This window comes from uncultured Pseudomonas sp. (assembly GCF_943846705.1).
Classification (GTDB): Bacteria; Pseudomonadota; Gammaproteobacteria; order Pseudomonadales; family Pseudomonadaceae; genus Aquipseudomonas.
Genome location: NZ_OX044366.1, coordinates 2,090,954 through 2,108,719 on the forward strand (window position 1 = coordinate 2,090,954; position 17,766 = coordinate 2,108,719).

General features: G+C 61.5%; 19 protein-coding genes. 9 read left to right on the plus strand and 10 right to left on the minus strand.

The features are described from left to right. Positions 1-93 precede the first annotated feature (93 nt). Positions 94-705 (minus strand): LysE/ArgO family amino acid transporter, encoded by a 612-nt coding sequence (locus Q0V31_RS09755; RefSeq protein WP_298187414.1) that lies wholly within the window; start codon positions 703-705, stop codon positions 94-96. A 5-nt stretch (positions 706-710) separates the two neighbouring features. Continuing rightward, positions 711-1,112, minus strand: a complete 402-nt coding sequence (locus Q0V31_RS09760; protein WP_298191018.1) for an ACT domain-containing protein — start codon at positions 1,110-1,112, stop codon at positions 711-713. Positions 1,113-1,209: 97 nt separating this feature from the next. On the opposite strand from Q0V31_RS09760, the gene Q0V31_RS09765 reads away from it, so the two are divergent. Further along, positions 1,210-2,106, plus strand: a complete 897-nt coding sequence (locus Q0V31_RS09765) for a LysR family transcriptional regulator ArgP (protein WP_298187415.1) — start codon at positions 1,210-1,212, stop codon at positions 2,104-2,106. Positions 2,107-2,111: 5 nt separating this feature from the next. Here the strand turns inward: Q0V31_RS09765 and Q0V31_RS09770 are convergent, their stop codons facing one another. After that, complete coding sequence (locus Q0V31_RS09770) at positions 2,112-4,070, minus strand: methyl-accepting chemotaxis protein (protein ID WP_298187416.1); 1,959 nt, start codon at positions 4,068-4,070, stop codon at positions 2,112-2,114. Positions 4,071-4,323: 253 nt separating this feature from the next. Next, positions 4,324-5,379 (minus strand): saccharopine dehydrogenase NADP-binding domain-containing protein, encoded by a 1,056-nt coding sequence (locus Q0V31_RS09775; protein WP_298187417.1) that lies wholly within the window; start codon positions 5,377-5,379, stop codon positions 4,324-4,326. Positions 5,380-5,543: 164 nt separating this feature from the next. On the opposite strand from Q0V31_RS09775, the gene Q0V31_RS09780 reads away from it, so the two are divergent. Further along, positions 5,544-6,536, plus strand: a complete 993-nt coding sequence (locus tag Q0V31_RS09780; RefSeq protein WP_298187418.1) for an NAD(P)-dependent oxidoreductase — start codon at positions 5,544-5,546, stop codon at positions 6,534-6,536. Position 6,537: 1 nt separating this feature from the next. On the opposite strand, the gene Q0V31_RS09785 is transcribed toward Q0V31_RS09780, so the two are convergent. After that, positions 6,538-6,849, minus strand: coding sequence for a hypothetical protein (locus Q0V31_RS09785; protein ID WP_298187419.1), 312 nt, complete (start codon positions 6,847-6,849; stop codon positions 6,538-6,540). 298 nt (positions 6,850-7,147) lie between these two features. Here Q0V31_RS09785 and Q0V31_RS09790 point away from each other — a divergent pair, with 298 nt between their 5' ends. Next, positions 7,148-7,993 (plus strand): ATPase, encoded by an 846-nt coding sequence (locus Q0V31_RS09790; protein ID WP_298187420.1) that lies wholly within the window; start codon positions 7,148-7,150, stop codon positions 7,991-7,993. Between the two features lie 39 nt (positions 7,994-8,032). Here Q0V31_RS09790 and codA read toward each other — a convergent pair whose 3' ends face one another. After that, a complete protein-coding gene (codA, locus tag Q0V31_RS09795; protein ID WP_298187422.1) occupies positions 8,033-9,271 on the minus strand; it encodes a cytosine deaminase in 1,239 nt (412 codons plus the stop codon). Positions 9,272-9,686: 415 nt separating this feature from the next. Between codA and Q0V31_RS09800 the strand changes: the two genes are divergently transcribed. Beyond that, on the plus strand, positions 9,687-10,406 hold the full coding sequence (locus tag Q0V31_RS09800; RefSeq protein WP_298187423.1) for an endonuclease/exonuclease/phosphatase family protein: 720 nt from the start codon (positions 9,687-9,689) through the stop codon (positions 10,404-10,406). Positions 10,407-10,520: 114 nt separating this feature from the next. Here Q0V31_RS09800 and Q0V31_RS09805 read toward each other — a convergent pair whose 3' ends face one another. Together Q0V31_RS09805 and Q0V31_RS09810 are read right to left on the minus strand one after the other, a co-directional pair. Further along, a complete protein-coding gene (locus Q0V31_RS09805; RefSeq protein ID WP_298187425.1) occupies positions 10,521-11,570 on the minus strand; it encodes an alkene reductase in 1,050 nt (349 codons plus the stop codon). A 38-nt stretch (positions 11,571-11,608) separates the two neighbouring features. Further along, positions 11,609-11,911 carry a helix-turn-helix transcriptional regulator gene (locus tag Q0V31_RS09810; protein WP_298187427.1) on the minus strand — a complete coding sequence of 101 codons (303 nt, stop codon included), beginning with the start codon at positions 11,909-11,911 and terminating at the stop codon, positions 11,609-11,611. Between the two features lie 127 nt (positions 11,912-12,038). Here Q0V31_RS09810 and Q0V31_RS09815 point away from each other — a divergent pair, with 127 nt between their 5' ends. Further along, the gene (locus Q0V31_RS09815; protein WP_298187428.1) at positions 12,039-12,623 is read left to right on the plus strand and encodes an ACP phosphodiesterase; all 585 of its coding nucleotides are present in this window, start codon (positions 12,039-12,041) and stop codon (positions 12,621-12,623) included. Here Q0V31_RS09815 and Q0V31_RS09820 read toward each other — a convergent pair. Beyond that, the gene (locus tag Q0V31_RS09820; RefSeq protein WP_298187430.1) at positions 12,620-13,408 is read right to left on the minus strand and encodes a lysophospholipid acyltransferase family protein; all 789 of its coding nucleotides are present in this window, start codon (positions 13,406-13,408) and stop codon (positions 12,620-12,622) included. The two genes, Q0V31_RS09815 and Q0V31_RS09820, sit on opposite strands and share 4 nt — an antisense overlap. Positions 13,409-13,490: 82 nt before the next feature. Further along, positions 13,491-14,249 carry an L-ornithine N(alpha)-acyltransferase gene (olsB, locus tag Q0V31_RS09825; protein ID WP_298187431.1) on the minus strand — a complete coding sequence of 253 codons (759 nt, stop codon included), beginning with the start codon at positions 14,247-14,249 and terminating at the stop codon, positions 13,491-13,493. Positions 14,250-14,391: 142 nt separating this feature from the next. Here olsB and Q0V31_RS09830 point away from each other — a divergent pair, with 142 nt between their 5' ends. The 4 genes from Q0V31_RS09830 (at position 14,392) to Q0V31_RS09845 (ending at position 17,733) form a co-directional block, all read left to right on the plus strand. Next, positions 14,392-15,279: an acyl-CoA dehydrogenase gene (locus tag Q0V31_RS09830; protein ID WP_298187433.1), complete on the plus strand. Its 888-nt coding sequence runs from the start codon at positions 14,392-14,394 to the stop codon at positions 15,277-15,279. A 99-nt stretch (positions 15,280-15,378) separates the two neighbouring features. Beyond that, the gene (locus Q0V31_RS09835) at positions 15,379-16,164 is read left to right on the plus strand and encodes an MBL fold metallo-hydrolase (RefSeq protein ID WP_298187434.1); all 786 of its coding nucleotides are present in this window, start codon (positions 15,379-15,381) and stop codon (positions 16,162-16,164) included. Positions 16,165-16,276: 112 nt separating this feature from the next. Further along, positions 16,277-17,398 carry a serine hydrolase gene (locus tag Q0V31_RS09840; RefSeq protein ID WP_298187436.1) on the plus strand — a complete coding sequence of 374 codons (1,122 nt, stop codon included), beginning with the start codon at positions 16,277-16,279 and terminating at the stop codon, positions 17,396-17,398. Continuing rightward, positions 17,395-17,733 carry an amidase gene (locus Q0V31_RS09845; RefSeq protein ID WP_298187438.1) on the plus strand — a complete coding sequence of 113 codons (339 nt, stop codon included), beginning with the start codon at positions 17,395-17,397 and terminating at the stop codon, positions 17,731-17,733. The genes Q0V31_RS09840 and Q0V31_RS09845 overlap by 4 nt, the downstream gene beginning before the upstream one ends. Positions 17,734-17,766: the final 33 nt, after the last annotated feature.

A 17,766-nucleotide genomic window follows, 5' to 3' on the forward strand; every position in this document is an offset into this window, starting at 1 on the left:
CCAGATCATAGCACTGGCCCAGCGCCTTAAACACGCAGCAACTGTGTGGGAAACCGCCTCTGCGTGTTCTCGCCTGTGCTCCGCATGGTCGTTTCAGAGCATGCCGGGGTTGTTTAGCAGTTGCCAGGCGATGCTGAACATCATCAATGCGACGCCCAGATCGATAAGCCGCCAGGTGCTCGGGCGCGCCAGCCAAGGGGCGAGCCAGGCCGCGCCCAGTGCCAGGAACGAGAACCATATCAGTGAGGCACTGGCCGCTCCTAGGGCATAGGCGCCGGGTACCGGTTGTTGCGCGCCGAGCGAGCCGATCAACAAGACGGTGTCCAGGTATACGTGCGGGTTAAGCAGGGTTACCGCGAGGGCTGCCAGCAGTACTGCACGACGTGAGCGAGGGCCGCTTTCGCCCGTTTGATTCAGCGCCTGCGGGCGGCAGGCGCGCAACAGCGCCTGGGCGCCATACCAGAGCAGAAAGGCCGCGCCGCCCCAGCGCGCTACGCCCAGCAAGATGGGGTTCTGCGCCAGTACGGCGGCCAGGCCAAATACCCCGGCGGTGACCAGCAGGGCATCGCAGACCACACACAGCAGGGCCACAGGCAGGTGATGCTCGCGGCGCAGGCTTTGCGCCAGGACGAACGCATTTTGTGCGCCGAGGGCGATGATCAGCCCGGCGGCGATGAGTAGACCGTTGCTATAGCTTTGCCACATACCAATTACTCCGTACCATCGGCCAGTTGCTGCAGTACGCCAAGGGCGCGCGGGCCATCGGCATGGGCGACGAATAGATGATCGTGGTAGTAGCCGGCGATCACGTTGCAGCTGATCCCCGCGTTGGCCAGCGCTCCGGCCACTGCCGCCGTCAGCCCCACTGCCGCCAGGGCCGAGTGCACTTCGAGGGTCAGCCAGGCTGCTACATAGTCGATCTCAAGTTGCAGTTGTTCGGCCTGCTGCTGCTGCAGTATCACGCTCAGGCCTTCGCGTTCCTGGAAGCTGCCCAGTGGCTGCACGCCTTGCAGTTGGCTGGCATCAGTCAGGCTGCAAAAGACGTAGGCACCCTCATTCAGCGCCGGCGTCATGCTACGTAATAAGGTCGTCAATGAGGTTTCGCCGGCCATGTGGATGTCCTGATTAGGGTGAGGAGTGTGGCGAGTCTGTGGCGTCAGGCTGTATAAGAGAAACCAATAGTGTTGATCGCTCATTAGGAAAACTGATTTGCTCGATTACAAATTACTGGCTGCCCTGGCGGCGGTTGTGGAGCAGGCCGGCTTTGAGCGCGCCGCTCAGGTGCTGGGCTTGTCGCAGTCGGCGGTGTCACAGCGGATCAAGCTGCTAGAAGCACGGGTGGGGCAGCCAGTGCTGGTGCGGGCGCTACCACCGGTGCCAACGGAAATCGGTCGCCGCTTGCTTAACCATGTGCAACAGGTGCGGCTGCTTGAGCGCGATATTCAGGCGCAGGTACCAGGGCTGGATGAGGGCGGTCCGCCGGAACGTCTGCGTATCGCCTTAAATGCCGACAGTCTGGCGACCTGGTGGGCGCAAGCCGTGGGTAGCTTCTGTACGGCGCAGGGTTTGCTGCTTGAACTCGTGGTGGAAGATCAGGATGTCGGTCTCAAGCGTATGCGCGCTGGTGAAGTGGCGGCCTGCGTGTGCGGCAGCGAACGCCCTGTAGCCGGGGCGCGGGCATTGTTGTTGGGCAGCATGCGTTATCGTGCCTTGGCCAGTCCGGATTTTATTGCCCGGCATTTTCCCCATGGAGTGACGGCCGCTGGCGTGGCTCAGGCACCGGCGATTGTCTTTGGTCCGGATGATCTGCTGCAGCATCGCTACCTGTCTGCGCTGGGCGTAGAAGGTGGACTGGCCTATCACCTGTGTCCGTCGTCCGAAGGTTTTGTGCGCCTGGCCGAGGCCGGTTTTGGCTGGGGGCTGATGCCTGAGTTGCAGGTGCAAGCAGAGCTGGCGGCGGGGAAGCTGTGTGAGTTACTGCCTGAGCGTCCGCTGGATGTTCCGCTGTATTGGCATCATTGGCGCAGCGGCGGCGAGCTGCTGAGCGCCTTGACTCAGCATTTGCAGCGCCATGCGGTCACCCAGTTGGTGACCGCAGCCAGCTGAGTGCGCTACAGCTGGAAGTGCGCCAAGAGTTGTTGCTGGTTATCGGCGACACTTTGCAGATGCTCGCCGCATTGACGCGTATGCGCGGCGTTCTGCCGGTTATCGCCGGTCATGGCGCTAAGTTGATGCATGTGCTGGTTGACCTCCTGAGTGGTGGTGGCCTGTTGCTCGGCAGCCGCAGCAATCTGGAAGGCCAGGCCATGTAAGGTTTGCAGGGACTCATCGAGGTGGCCGAGGGAGCCGAGCACGGCCTGGGTTTCATCTTCCAGGGCGCGGGCCTGTTCGGTCGAGCCGTGCATGCTGGCCAACGCCTGGTTGGAGGAGTCGGCGAGGGTGCCGATGATCTGTACGACTTCCTCGGTGGCGGTGCGTGTGCGCATGGCCAGGCTGCGGACCTCGTCGGCGACCACGGCGAAGCCGCGGCCCTGTTCGCCGGCCCGTGCGGCTTCGATTGCGGCATTCAGGGCAAGCAGGTTGGTCTGCTCGGCAATCGCACGAATGACCTCGAGTACCGAGGCGATCTGCTGGCTGTTGCCAGCGAGTGTCTGTACGACCTGGTCGGCTTCGCGCAGACCATCGAGAAGTTGGTCCTGGCGGCCAATCATGCGTTGCAGGGTCGCCTGCATAGTGCTGAAGGCACCGCGCGCGGCCTCGCTGCTGTCGGCGCTCTGGCTGGCGTTGGCGGCAATTTCCTGCACGGTGGCGGCCATCTGGTCGACCGCGCTGACCACCATCTCCAGGGCTTCCTGCTGTTGATCGAGGCGGCTACTGGTTTGTCCGGCCGCGTTGAGAATATCGCCGCTGGCATGTTCAACGGCACTGCTGGCTTGGCGCAGTTGCTCGATCACCGTACGCCAGGCATTGGCCATTTCGCGTAGTGCCAGCATCAGGCCGTTGCCTTGGCTCAGTTGTGCAGGTAGTTGCAGCTCCCCGGCGGCTAGCCGCTCGGCCAGCGCGGCCATATTGCCCGGTTCGCCGCCCAGCGGGCGCATCACGCTACGACTGACCAGCCAGGTCGCTAGCAGAACGCCAGCCACGGTGAGTACGCCGAGCAACAACACTTGCCACATTAATTCACGGACCGGGGCGAAGGCCTGTGCTTGATCCATTTCGGCGACCAGTGCCCATTGTTGGCCGTCGAACTCTAGGGGGACGAAGGCTTTCAGTGCGGGTTGATCATTCAAACCGGGCTCAGCCAGGCGGCCTTGCTTGTTCTGTAGGGCACGGGTGATGGCCTCACCCTGTAGCGCAGTGGCTTGCTGGGCGTTGCGCGATACCTGATGTTGCGCGAAACGGATGGAGTCCGAGCGCAGCAGACCATCGGCACCTACCAAGTAGGTTTCCCCTGCATCGCCCAGCCCCTGGCGTGTTTGCATCACGCTATTGAGCGGCTCGATGGGCAGTTCAAGCATCAATAGGGCAATCAGTTCTCCGTCACTGATTATGGGGGTTATCAGAAATTGGCTGGGCTCGCCGGATTGCGGGTTGATCGCCAGGTCACTGATCAGGCTTTTGCGGTTATTCAGGCTGGCGTTGAACAAGCGCCCCATCGATTGCTCGCGCCAGACGCCCTGGCTGAGGTTCTGTTGATAGTCATCACCGCGCAGCACACTGAAGATCACTTTGCCGCCTGCGGAGATCAGCTTGAGGTCTCGGTAGCTATAGGTCTGGATAAAGTTCTTGAAGATCGGTTGGTCATAGTTGGCCGCGCTGATGAGGGCTGGCTCGTCTAGGCCGCTGTAGCTGGTACCCAGATTACTGGCCAGGGTGCTGAGTTGATCGCGGCGGTCCTGCAGGTTATCCAGTAGCTGTCTTTGTTTGATATTTGCTACGGCCTCGAGGGCGTTCAGCGTTTGTTCCTGCAGGGCCTGGCTGGCATGAAAGTACACCGTTGCAGCCATGGCCAATACGGGAAGAATTCCAATGAGCAAGTAGCTCAGGGCAAGTTTCAAGCGTAACGGCATGTCCGGTGGCTCCGCGGGTAGAAGGGTTACAGTTCGTGCGCTGTAAAATATTCTGCAAGAATCGTGCGAGTTAATTGACGACTCGTAAAATAAAACAACCGAGCGGCTGTCTGGCTGAGCGAGGGCGTGCTTTAGGGCGAGAGAGGGATGGATGGCGCGGATACGTTTACAAGGCACCCATCTTGGGCAGCTTCAGGCGTGTTTGTGTCGAAAGGAGGCGCGGGGCTTGGTAGCCCCGGCGTGTTAGCGCGGTTTAACTGATGCGGATGGCCTTTGACCCTGGCAGCTGCTCAATACAGCGCTCGCCAAGTAGTTTGGACGGGGTGAAGTAACCGCCGGGGCCCTGGTAATCAAGCAGGTGCCGTACCGCCAGCAGAACCCCGTGCACGGTCACGTCATAGCCGTTGGCGGTTTCCAGGTGCGCGGTTTTCACCACCCCAGCAGCATTACGCGCCTCGCCCCAGAGCCAGGTGCGCTGGCGGGCGCGGGTGCTTTCATCAGGGCCGTTGACGCGTTTCTCGATCAGTCGCTTGAGCCAGTTCTGCACAGCATTCAGCCCCAGCAGCGCGCGCAGCGGGTCGATCAGGCGCATAACGATCGCGGCGGCTGTTGGGGTCGGCAGATACACCTCGATATTGTCGATAGCGGTGGAGTGGTAGGCGGTGGAGACATCGCCCCAGGGAATCGTTACCGCTGGCTTTTCGCCTCGACCAAAGTTGATGGCACGGCGCTTATAGCCCAGGGGCACATCGGTAATAACGCCTGCACGGCGCACCTTGCCGCCAAGTTTGAGGCCTTCCACCGAGGTTTTTGCGGTGCCGGGTGACAACCCGCTGCCACTGTCGAAACCCAGCGCCAGGTGCGTGGCATCGGGCAGGGCCTGATGCAGGCAGGCGGCCAGGCAGTCGCTGGGGATTACGTCGAAGCCTACGCCGGGGCAGACCACCACGCCTTGTTCGCGCGCCTGTTGATCACGGTGCTGCGCGGCCTCAAACACGCTGATCTCACCGGTGATGTCGACATAGTGGGTAGTGCTCGCCAGGCAGGCATCAAGCATCAGTGCACTGGTGGTCGAGAACGGCCCGGCACAGTGGGCGACCACGGCGATATCGGCCAATGCTTCCTTGGCACGTTCTGGCTGTTGGATGTCGAACACCCGGCATTCCAGCCCCAGCAAGCTGCCGAGGGCGTGGACTGCGGCCGGGTTGCGTCCGGCCAGGATGGGCGTCAGACCCTGGCGCTTGGCTTCGGCGGCCAGCAGGTGGCCGGTGTAGCCGTTGGCTCCGTAGATCATCCAATGCGTGGCCATCGGCGGCTCCTATGTTGTGTGGGGTGGGGCAATAGCTTAGCTGCTGTGTGCCTTGCTGTTCGGCTAGTGCAGGGTGCACACAGTCGTTGTTCTGGCCGGCAATGCCACGGTGGTGGTTGGTGCGCGCTGCTAGAGTGGCCTGAGTTCAGCTAAAGGGGGCGTTAATGAAGATTTTGGTAACCGGGGCCAGTGGCTTTATTGGTGGGCGCTTTGCCCGTTTTGCCCTAGAGCAGGGCTTGAGCGTACGGGTCAACGGTCGCCGTGCCGAGGGCGTTGAGCACCTGTGTGCGCGCGGTGCGGAGTTTATCCAAGGTGACTTGTCTGATCCGGCGCTGGTGCAGCAGCTGTGCCGGGGTGTCGATGCAGTTGTGCACTGCGCCGGCGCGGTTGGGGTGTGGGGGCGTTACGAGCACTTTTACCAGGCCAACGTCAGCGTCACTGAAAACGTGGTGGACGCCTGCCTGAAACAGAAAGTGCGGCGGCTGGTGCACCTGTCTTCACCGTCTGTGTATTTCGACGGCCAGGCGCATGTCGGTTTGAAGGAAGAGCAGTTGCCCAAGCGCTTTTCCGATCACTACGGCAAAACCAAGTACCTGGCCGAGCAGCACGTGTTCGCCGCCCAGGAGTTCGGCCTGGAGGTGCTGGCGCTGCGTCCGCGCTTCGTCACCGGAGCGGGTGATACCAGCATCTTTCCGCGGCTGATCAACATGCAGCGCAAGGGGCGTTTGTCGATCATCGGTAATGGCCTGAATAAGGTCGACTTCACCAGCATGCACAACCTTAACGAGGCGTTGATGAGCTGTTTGCTAGCGGCGGGGCCAGCGCTCGGGCAGGTCTACAACATCAGCAATGGTGCGCCCGTGCCGCTGTGGGATGTGATCAATTATGTGTTTAGGAAGCTCGACCTGCCGCCGGTGATCCGTCATCTGCCCTATGCTTTGGCGTATGGCGCTGCGGCGTTGAATGAAGGGCTGTGCACGCTATTACCTGGCCGCCCGGAACCAACGCTATTCCGTTTGGGTATGGCGGTGATGGCCAAGGATTTCTCTTTGGATATTAGCCGTGCGCAGCAGTACCTAGAGTACGAGCCCAGGGTCAGCCTATGGAGGGCGCTGGATGAATTCTGCGCCTGGTGGCAGACGCAGCCACCGCGTTGACTCAGGCGTAGACCCGCTGCCCGCGATACATCCGTACCGAGGTGCTCGCGGGTTTGTGGCTGGGGTCTTCCACCAGCAACGGATGCCCGGCTTGTATGCGTGGTGCAGGGCTGGCGTGGGCAAAGGGGAGTTCGCTGTATTGGGCGAGTAATTGCCCCAGTCGGCGGGTTTCCTCGTTGCTTGAGCCGAGGCAGGCGCTAAGCATGCTGTTGATTGCATCCGGCTGGCTCAGGCGAATGTCCAGCGCCAACTCTTCGCGCAGCCGGCGGCGCAGGCTTTTCATGCAATCCAACACTTCTTTGTTCAGCTCCATGGACCTTCCCTCGATATACAAGTGGGCTGGGTATCATTCATTGCGAATGCCCTGCGGCCTGATCACGACTGCATCGCGGTGCGCCCTGAGGGCGCGCAGATGTCGCGAATAGGTGAGTGCAAAGCGCATACCAGCTCACAGTGCTGCGGAACTGCGCGGGGTATAGCGTGTCGATGGCCTGTGCCATGCCCTTGCTCAGTGCGTCTCGCCCTGACTTGGCGCGACACTGAAGCGCTGCGCGCGAACCGTTATACTGCGCGGCCATTTGTGATCCCTGCGCTTTCTTGAAGGTTGACCCATGCGTAACGATGCCCACGACGAACTCGATCACGTGCCCAGCCTGCGGGCTGAACAGCGCGACCACGATGAGTATGCGACCGATCACCCGGAATCCACGCGCGGTAATAGCTATGGCCGTGGCGGCCCTGCTGCACCGGTGAAGTCGGCCAGCACGGGCCCGCTGTGGGCGCTGGTCGGGGCGCTGATAATTGCCCTCGGCGGGCTCGGCTGGTGGAGCTTCCAGCAGGTCAGCCTGATGGAGCAGCAACTGGTGGCCACCCAGGAGAGCTTCGCGCGGATCAGCGAAGAAGCGGCGGGGCGCATTCAGGATATTTCCGGCAAGGTGGTTGCCACCGAGTCTTCGGTGACCAGCGGCAGTGAAGCGCTGAAACTGCGGGTCAAGCAGCTGGAAAATAAGTTGGCCGAGATAACCAAGCAGCAGCAGGGGGCGAGCAGCCAGCAAAGCGAGCAGAGCAAGCGCCTTGAGCAGCTGGCGGTGCAGCTGAAGGGCCAGGAAGGTGGCGGCGCCAAGCTTGAAGCCATCCTTAACAAACTCAGTGCCGAGCAGGCTGTGCTGAGCAAAGAGCAAGCTTCCCTGAAAAGTGCTCAGGCAGCCCAAGCCAAGCTCGATGAAAAGGTGGCTGGGTTGAGCGCTGACGTAGCGGCGTTGAAGAAGCTCGGCAATCCGAACCAGGCCCTCGCTCGCCTGGAGCAGGATCTGCTGGTGGTTAAAGGTGATCTGGAAACCCGTTCCGCCGGCAGCAGCACGGCCGAGTTTGACGCCTTCCGCGCGCAGATGACCCGCAATATCAACACCCTGCAGGCCCAGGTGCAGAACCTACAGCAGCAGATCGACGCCCGCTAAGGGCCGGCTTGGTGGCGCGCCGGCCCGCCTGCTTAAGGCCTAGCGGGTACGGCTGATCTGTGCGGGTGTGCGTTGCATCAACACCTTGCCGGCACGGATTGAGACCAGCGCGTGGCCCTGGCTGCGCAGCATTTCATAGTCGTCAGGTGCGGACAGAATCAGCAAATTCGCCGGGCGACCCACCTCCAATCCATAGCGCTCGCCCAGGTTCAGGGTTTTCGCGCTGTGGTCGGTGATGAAGTCGAGGCAGCGTTGCAGGTCTTCGTAACCGAGCATGTGACAGATGTGCAGGCCGGCTTCGAGAATGCGCAGGATGTTGCCGTTACCCAGTGGGTACCAAGGGTCAACGATCGAGTCCTGCGCCAGGCAGACGTTCACCCCGGCGCGGTCAAGCTCAGCCACGCGGGTCAGGCCACGGCGCTTGGGGAAGCTGTCGAAGCGGCCTTGCAGGTGGATGCTCTCGGTGGGGCAGGAGATAAAGTTGATCTTCGATTGCTTGAGCAGGCGAAACAGCTTTGAGCAATAGGCGTTGTCGTAAGAGCCCATGGCCGTAGTGTGGCTGGCGGTAACGCGCTCACCCATGCCGCGCACACGGGCTTCCTCGGCCAGCACTTCGAGAAAGCGCGAGTGCGGGTCGTCAGTTTCGTCGCAATGTACATCCACCAAACAACCCGTGCGCTCGGCCAAATCCATCAGAAACTTGATCGAGCTGACGCCCTGCTCGCGGGTGTTTTCAAAGTGCGGAATACCGCCAACCACATCAGCGCCCAAGGTAATCGCCTGCTCCATCAACGCGCGGCCGTTGGCGAATGACTCAATGCCCTCCTGGGGGAAGGCGACAATCTGCAGGTCGATCAGGTGGCGCACTTCTTCGCGCACCTCGACCAGCGCCTTGAGTGCGGCGAGCGTCGGATCGGTCACGTCGACATGGCTGCGCACATGCTGGATGCCATGGTCGACCAGCATGTCGATGGCCTTGCGCGCACGCTGCTTGGTGTCTTCGTGAGTGACCCGCGCTTTGCGTTCGCCCCACAGCTCGATCCCTTCGAACAGCGTACCGCTCATGTTCCAGGCCGGCTCGCCGGCGGTGAGGGTGGCGTCGAGGTGAATGTGCGGTTCGATAAAGGGCGCGGTTACCAGATTGCCGGCGGCGTCCAGATCGTTAGCGTTGGCTGCGACCAGCACCGGCTGCTCGATGATCGCGGCAATGCGCTCGCCGTCCAGTTCGATGCGGTACAGGCCGGGCTTCTTGCGCAGGCGGGCGTTGACGATATTCATCCACTATTCCTTGTACTTCGCGGCGGCGAGAGCCGTCCGATTTGCAGGGCTACGGCGATGTTCAGGCGAGCATGCGGATCGCCGATGAGCCGCCGGTCAGGGCTTCTAAGGGGTGCAAATCTCTGTTTGGGTGGCGCTAACTTACCTTAATCAGCCGGTGAAAAAGCCCGGCACCGTAGGATGGCGTTGAGCATAGCGATACCCATCATCGGCAGCTAAGCCGAGCAGAAGTACCGTCAGCCATTAAATGGCCTCTTCGGTTTAAGGGGTTGTCCAATGACTCGGACGATTACAACGATGGGTATCGCTGCGCTCAACCCATCCTACGAGATAACGCGAGCCTTTCAGCCATTGCTTGTGCAGCGAAAATTACCCGCTCAATTGGATGGTAAGCTCGGGCTACTTGGTCTGATCTGTGAAGGGAATCCTCGCTCAGATGCGAATTGTTAGCTGGAATTGCAACGGGGCACTTCGAAAAAAGCTCCACCTTCTCGATGAGCTGCGGGCAGACATCCTTGTTGTCCAGGAGTGTGAGAACCCCACGCAGACTCAAGATGCCCATTACAAACAGTGGGCCGGCAGCTATCTCTGGGCTGGCGGAAATAAGCACAAAGGCCTTGGCGTATTCGTCAAGTCAGGGATGCGACTAGAGCCACTCGCTCTCGACGCTGGACGGTTGCAGCTCTTCTTACCATGCCGGGTAGATGGGATCACGTTATTGGCCGTTTGGACAAAAGAGGCTGGCTCTCCAACGTTTAAATACATTGGTCAGCTCTACAAGTGGCTTCAATTGCACAAGGCCCAATTTGCCAAGCCCAGAGCCATCGTAATTGGAGACCTCAACAGCAATGCGCGCTGGGATGTTTGGGATCGCTGGTGGAACCACTCGGACGTGGTCAAAGAGCTTGCGGATATTGGCCTTCACAGTCTTTACCATGCGCAGACAGGACAACACCAAGGCTCTGAGGCCCAGCCGACATTCTTTCTGCACCGGAAGTTGGAAAAGCCATACCACATCGATTATGCGTTTCTGTCTGAAATGCTCAAGGCCAGCGCCCACCTATCCATCGGTGCAACTGAGCATTGGCTGGAATATAGCGATCATCTGCCGCTTATTGTGGATATAGCCTCGTAGCTATAGCCTAAGTAATTGAATATAAAGGATTTAAATTCCAGTTTGACGTAATGGCTGCAAAGTAAAAAGCCCGATGCGCTGCACCGGGCTTTTCGAGGCATTGCGGCCCTTGGCTTACAGCGTCGGGTAGTCGAGGTAACCCACCGCGCCTTTGCCGTAGAAGGTTTCTGGGTGCGGGGTGTTCAGTTCGGCGTCTTGCGCCAGGCGGGCTGGCAGGTCTGGGTTGGCGATAAACGGAATACCGAAGGCCACGGCATCGGCTTTGCCGCTTTGTAGCCAGGCGTTGGCCTGATCTTTGGTGAAGCGTTCGTTGGCGATAAACACGCCGCCGAAGGCTTCTTTCAGGCTTGGCGACAGGCTGTCGTCGGCTTCTTTCTCACGGGCGCAGATAAAGGCAATGCCGCGCTTGCCCAGTTCGCGAGCGATGTAGGTGAAGGTTTCTGCGCGGTCGGCGTCGCCCATGTCATGGCTATCGGCGCGCGGTGCCAGGTGCACGCCAACGCGGCCTGCGCCCCAGACGTCAATTGCGGCATCGGTGACTTCCAGCAGCAGGCGCGCGCGGTTTTCCAGGCTACCGCCGTAACGGTCTGTGCGCTGGTTGGTGCTGCTCTGCAGGAACTGGTCGAGCAGATAGCCGTTGGCACCGTGGATTTCCACGCCGTCAAAACCGGCCGCTTTAGCGTTTTCTGCGCCCAGGCGATAGGCGTCGACGATGTCGGCGATTTCTTCCGTTTCCAGGGCGCGTGGGGTGACGTAGTCCTTCATCGGGCGGATCAGGCTGACGTGCCCAGCCGGCTGGATGGCGCTTGGCGCGACGGGCAACTGGCCATTCAGGTAGACCGGGTCGGAAATACGCCCGACGTGCCACAGTTGCAGGACGATCTTGCTGCCTGCGGCGTGCACGGCCTTGGTGATGTTGCTCCAGCCGCGCACCTGCTCATCGGACCAGATGCCGGGGGTGTCCGGGTAGCCGACACCCATCGGCGTGACGGCGGTGGCTTCACTGATGATCAGGCCGGCGCTGGCGCGTTGCACGTAGTACTCGGCCATCAGCGCATTGGGTACGCGGCCTTCGTCGGCGCGGCAGCGGGTCAGCGGGGCCATGATGATGCGGTTGTTCAGTTCAAGATCACCGATCTTGATGGGGTCAAAAAGCGTGGTCATAAATATGCGTCCTGTGTGCGGGGCTAATAGCAAATGATTTAAAGCGCTTGGCTGATATGGCTGAGGAAGGCCTGGATAGTTTCTTCATTGCGTTTGAAGAAATGCCATTGGCCGACCTTTTTGCTGCTGATCAGCCCGGCGCGCTGCAAGGTCGCCAGGTGCGCGGAGACAGTCGATTGCGACAGCCCGGTGCGTTGGTCGATCTTGCCGGCGCAGACGCCGATTTCCAGCGGGTGCTCCTGATCGGCGAAATAGGCCTGGGGGTCTTTCAACCAGTGCAGGATGTCGCGCCGTACCGGGTGGGCCAGGGCCTTGATGATTTCATCGATGTCGAGCTGCATGCGGGTCGTCCGTGGGTGTTGTCACGCCGTATCGCGATGAGACGAACCTTATATCGGGCGTTGGCGATATACAGATTGTTCGTGCCGATAGTCATCATCATGCGCGCTGATGTGTAAGCTGGCAGGCATGAATTACCTCGCGCATTTACATCTCGGCGGTGACGCGCCGGCTCAATTGCTGGGCAGCCTGTATGGCGATTTCGTCAAAGGGCCGTTGGCGGGGCAGTGGCCGGCGGATATCGAGGCGGCGATTCGTCTGCATCGGCGTATCGATGTGTTTACCGACAACCACCCGCTGCAAATGCAGGCGCGGGCGCGCTTCCCTGCTGAGCGGCGGCGTTGTGCCGGGATCTTGCTGGATGTGTTTTTTGACCACTGCCTGGCGCTGCACTGGGCGGACTATGCCGCCGAGCCTTTGCCAATTTTTACCGGGCGGGTTTATCGGGTGCTGCAGGCCGAGCCGCGTTTGCCCGAGCGTCTGGCGATGATTGCACCACGCATGGCCGCGCAGGACTGGTTAGGCAGTTACCGTGAATTTGCCGTGCTGGAGCAGGTGGTGGCGGGCATCGACCGGAGGCTGTCGCGGCCGGGGTTGTTGGCGGGGGGTATGGCTGAGCTGGAGCGACTGTACCAACAGCTGCTGGAGGATTTTCAGCAGTTCTACCCTGAATTACAGGCGTTTGTGGCGCAGCAGCGGCAAGCGGCGGATTAGGCCGCCAGGTCTTCAGCAACGACCGTTTGCTCAGGGGTCGCTGCGCCGAACAGCGCCTGGCGGATCGCCTGTTGCGCGGCCCGCGCGAGCGCATTGCGATGCAACTCAGCGCTGGCAATCGGCGTGAGCAGCTGGATCTGCACTTCACCCAAGTCGCTGCCGAGCAGGCGCAGCAGGTGCGCGAGCATGTCGTCATCGCCAATAAATGGCGCTACGGCGCAGGGCTGGCCGTTGCGCAGGTAACGGATCGCCACCGGCTGCACCGCGACGCCGCTGTCGATGGCGCTGCTCAGCAGGCGGCCATGAAAGGTGCGCAGGTCGAGGCCATCGGTGGTGGTGCCTTCCGGGAAGATCAGCAGGTTGCGGCCCTGTTGTAAGTGCTGGCCGAGTTGTTGATTGAGCAGGCCGCTATCCCCCGAGCCCCGGCGGATAAACAGCGTGCCGGCCTTGAGCGCCAGCCAGCCTGCGACTGGCCAGGCGCGCACCTCGGCCTTGGACAAAAAAGACAGTGGAGTGAGCATGCCCAGCAGCGGAATGTCAGTCCACGACACGTGATTACTGACCCAGAGCATTGGCTGGCGCGGCAGCTGGCCTTGCACCTTTAGGCGAAACGGCAGCGCATCCGTCAGCCGCGCGAGAAACCAGCGGGTCAGGCGCTGGCGGGTGGGCATCAGGTCATGCCGAACCAGACGCTCCAGCAGGGCGACGCCGGCCGCCAGCAGCGTGCCGAGGCTGATCACCGCCAACAGGCGCAACAGGCGGGCATACAAACGCAGCTTCTTCATCGGGGGCTCCTGCAGGCAAAGACAAAACGCCGGCACTGTCTACAGCGTGCCGGCGGCTTGTGCAACTGTGCGTGGCGGAGGTTTACCCCGCCGCTTTGAAGTGCCGTGCGTAACGCGGGCAGAGTTCGTCGCGCTTGAGCAGGATAAACACGTCGGCGACCTGGAAATCCTGATCCCAACACGGTTCGCCGCAGATCTTCGCGCCCAGGCGCATATAGGCTTTGAGCAGCGGTGGCATCTCGGCGATGACGTTGCTCGGCACGTCCAGGCTGGGTAGTGGGGTTTTCGGTTCGGCGCGCAGGTGCTCGGTGCACAGGTAGCGCTCACGTAGACGCTGCATGATCGCCTGGGCCTGGATACCTCCATCGAGCATGGAGATGCTGGCGCAGCCCATCAGGTAGCGGTAAGCGCCTTGGTTGAGCACCTCGGCCAGTTCGCCCCAGAGCACGGCGATGGTCGCGCCGTTGCGGTAGGCCGCATCGACACAGGTGCGGCCGATTTCCAATACCGGGCCTTCGAGGTGCATCAGGCCGTGCAGGCTAAACTCTTCTTCGCTGTAAAAGCGCCCCAGGTTGGCGGCGGCTTGATGGTCGAGTAGGCGGGTGGTGGCCACCAGCTCACCGCTGTTCATGTCACGCACGCCGATGTGCTGGCAGTGAATGTCGTAGTCATCCATGTCCAGGCCGAGTTCAGCACCCTTGAACTTGGCAGCGAACTCGGCGCTGAATACGCGATAGCGCAGCGCCTGGGCTTCACGCAGGGCAGCTGCGCCCAGTAAACGCTCGGCCTGCAAGCGACGCGCTGGGGTGTTGCGGTTGCGGGTGATTGCCATCTGAGTCATGCCTGAGTCTCCGTGAGCCGGTTTTTTGCCTTGCGGCCGGTCGATCTTGTTGGGCAAGCTCAGGCTAGGTAGCGCTGGTGTCACCTCCGTTAAGTTTTGGTGATGCTTGTGTGACAGACCCTAACCCAACAAGGAGCAATGCATGCCCTGGCAACAGCTGTTGAGCCCGCAGACACGTCTGCCAATCGTCGACCTGGAGGCGTGGTACGCCAGCCTGCTTGAGCGCATCGCTCAGCCGACGCCGTTGCAGCTGGCTGTGCTCGGCGGGCGCTTGGCGGCGACGCCGGGGCTGGCCTTTCTTGCCGGTTATCAAGGCGCGTTGCGCGCGCTTTGGCCCGCCGCGCCCTGGACGCTGGGTGCGCTGTGCGCGACCGAGAACCGCAGCATCCGCCCGGCGGACATGCACACGCGGCTCAGCGCGCTAACCCTCGCTGGCCGCAAGGATTTCGTTACTGCCGCCGAAGCGGTCGATTGGCTGCTGGTGGCCGCCCGCGAGGATGAAGCCGGCCAGCCGGTAAGGCTGGCGCTGGGCGTGGTGCGCAACGGCGCGCCGGGCGTGCGTATTGAAACCCTGCCCGCGTTGCCGCTGATGCCGGACATCAGCCATGGCCGTTTGCATCTGCAGGGCGCGCATTGTGAGCGGCTGCCGGGTGATGGTTGGGCTGCCTACGTCAAACCGTTCCGCACGCTGGAAGACGCCCACGTGCTGGCGGCACTGACCGCCTGGTTGTTCGGCGTGGGGCAGGAGGCTGCCTGGCCGCAGAGTTTGCAATTGCGCCTGCTTGGCCTGTTGGCCGGCTGCGCGGAAGTGGCGCGGCAATGCCCGAGTGCGGCGGATAACCACCTGTTGTTAGGCGGGCTGTTTGCTCAGTTCGACAGCCTGAGCACTGATCTGGATGCTGCTTTTGCCGCAGGCGCGGTGCACTGGGCGCAGCTCTGGCAGCGTGACAAGGACCTGCTGTCGATCGCCGGCAGCGCACGCGGCAAGCGCCTGCAGAAGGCCCAGGCACTGCTCGGTATCAACCTTTAAGCCAGCTTGTGACGCGTTGCACCGTGGCGGTTTGATCCAGATCAGTAAGGCTCGGGCGTTAGGCCATTAAGCTCGCCGGCTTTTGCAAGAGAGCCTGCCATGCGCCGCGAGCCTATAGTGCTGTTCGATAACGGCGAGCATCAATGCATGATGTTCGATGACTTGGTCAGCGGTGAGGGCGTGCAGTCCAACCAGTTTCTGATCACCGACAACGAGCAGTACCTGCTGCTCGATCCGGGTGGCGATCTGACCTACACGCCGCTGTCGCTGGAGTTGTCCAAGCACATTCCGGTGCAAGACCTGACCTATATTTTTGCCTCGCACCAGGACCCGGACATCATTGCCTCGCTGGACAAATGGCTGCTGCACACCCGTGCGCAGGTGATCTGCTCCAAGCTCTGGGCGCGTTTCCTGCCGCACCTGACGGCTAACTACCTGGCGCTCAGCCGTGGCATCAACACCTTTGACCGGATCATCGCGCTGCCCGATCGCGGCCAGTCATTTAGTTTGGGCAAGTGCACACTCAAGGCGGTGCCTGCGCACTTCCTGCATTCGGTGGGCAACTTCCAGCTGTATGACCCGACAAGCAAGATCCTGTTTTCCGGCGACATGGGCGCATCGCTGGTCGACGATGCGCACCCGGTGAGCGACTTCGTCAACCATGTCCCAAACATGCTCGGCTTTCACCGGCGCTACATGGCCAGCAACAAGGTCTGCCGCCTGTGGGCGGCGATGGTGCGTGAAATGGATGTGGCGATGATTGTGCCGCAGCATGGCCGGCCCTTTGTCGGCGCGGAAATGATCAACGCCTTCCTCTACTGGGTCGAGCACCTTGAGTGCGGCATGGACTTGATGGGGGCGGAGGATTACCGCCTGCCGAAATAGTCAGTACTGACATTTCGCGCCAAATTGTCCGTGAATGCGGCGCGTTCGACGCTGTTTGTCGTCAACGGGCCCATGCTAGGGTGCCGCCTTTGATCCCAGTAAAGGCGGCGTCATGCCCATCGTCCTCTTTCCTTCGCGGCTGCTGCTGGCGTGCGCGTTCAGCCTTGGCTGTGCGACTGTGCATGCTGAGAGCTGGCCCGGTGCCGACTGGAGCCGCCAGCTGACGCCAGCCAGTGCGGCGCTTAGCGAGCTGGACAGCTACGCCTTCCCAGCCCGTGATGAGGCCACCCGTCAGGGTGTGCGCACCGATGCCTTGTTGGTGATTCGCGACGGCCAAGTGGTCTATGAGCGCTACGCGGAGCCGACCAGCGCCGCCACGCCGCACCTGACCTGGTCAATGGCCAAAAGCATACTCGCCACCACGCTGGGCGTGGCTTACGGCCAGGGGCTGTTCAAGCTGGATGCGCCGGTGGCAGCTTACTACCCGCCATTTGCCGCGCACCCGCAGGTCAAGATTGGCCATCTACTGAACTGGGCCTCGGGTTTGGACTGGCAGGAGGATTACGAATACGCGCCGCTGAAATCCTCGGTGGTGGCCATGCTCTATACCCGTGGGCGCAGTGATATGGCGGCCTTCACCGCCGCGCATACGGCTGATGCCGAGCCGGGTGCGCGCTTTCGTTATTCCAGCGGCGACAGCAACGTGTTGTCCGCCGCGCTCAAGGGTATGGTCGGCGAGGCGGCGTATGCCGATTACCCCTGGACGGCGCTGTTCAATCCGCTAGGCGTGACATCGGCGGTCTGGGAAAGCGATGCGGCGGGCACCTTTGTCGGCTCTTCTTACCTGTACATGAGCGCACGTGACCTGGCGCGTGTTGGCTTGCTGATGCAGCGCGAGGGGCGCTGGCGCGAGCAGCAACTGCTGCCCAAGGCCTGGGTCGAGTTCAACCGTACGCCGTTTGCCAATTATCAGCCGCAGGACGATAAAGCCAGTGACCCCGTTCCGGGTGGCCAGTGGTGGCTCAATGCCGCGGTGGCGGGGGCGCGCAAACCTTGGCCGGATGCGCCGAGCAACCTGCTGGCGGCCTCAGGTCACTGGGGGCAAGGCTTGTATGTGCTGCCGGACGAGAAGCTGGTGATCGTGCGTTACGCCGATGACCGTGATGCCAGCTTTGATCGCAATCACTTTCTCAAACTGGTAATCGCGGCCACGGCCACTGAGGTGCAGCGATGATCCGCCGGCGTCTGTTCAGCAGCCTGTTACTGCTGGTGCTGCTGTTGTTGGCGGCCTTGGCCTGGCAAAACCGCAGCCACCTGCAAGCCTTCCCCGACATCATCGGTGCTTACTCGGCCAAGGAATATTGTTCATGCCGCTACGTGGTCAATAACCCGGCGGATTATTGTGCGACCTATGTGGCGCAGTACCTGCCGCTTTCAGGCTTTTTTGATGATGCTGCGCATAAGCGCGTGACGGCCCGAGGCCTGGGTCGCACCCAGAGTGCGCAGTGGCTGAGCCCGCGCCAGGGATGTCAGTTGTTGCCAGAGCCTGCTGAGCTACCCGCGCCCTGAGGGCGGTGCCTCTGAGTGGGGCTTGCAATGCAT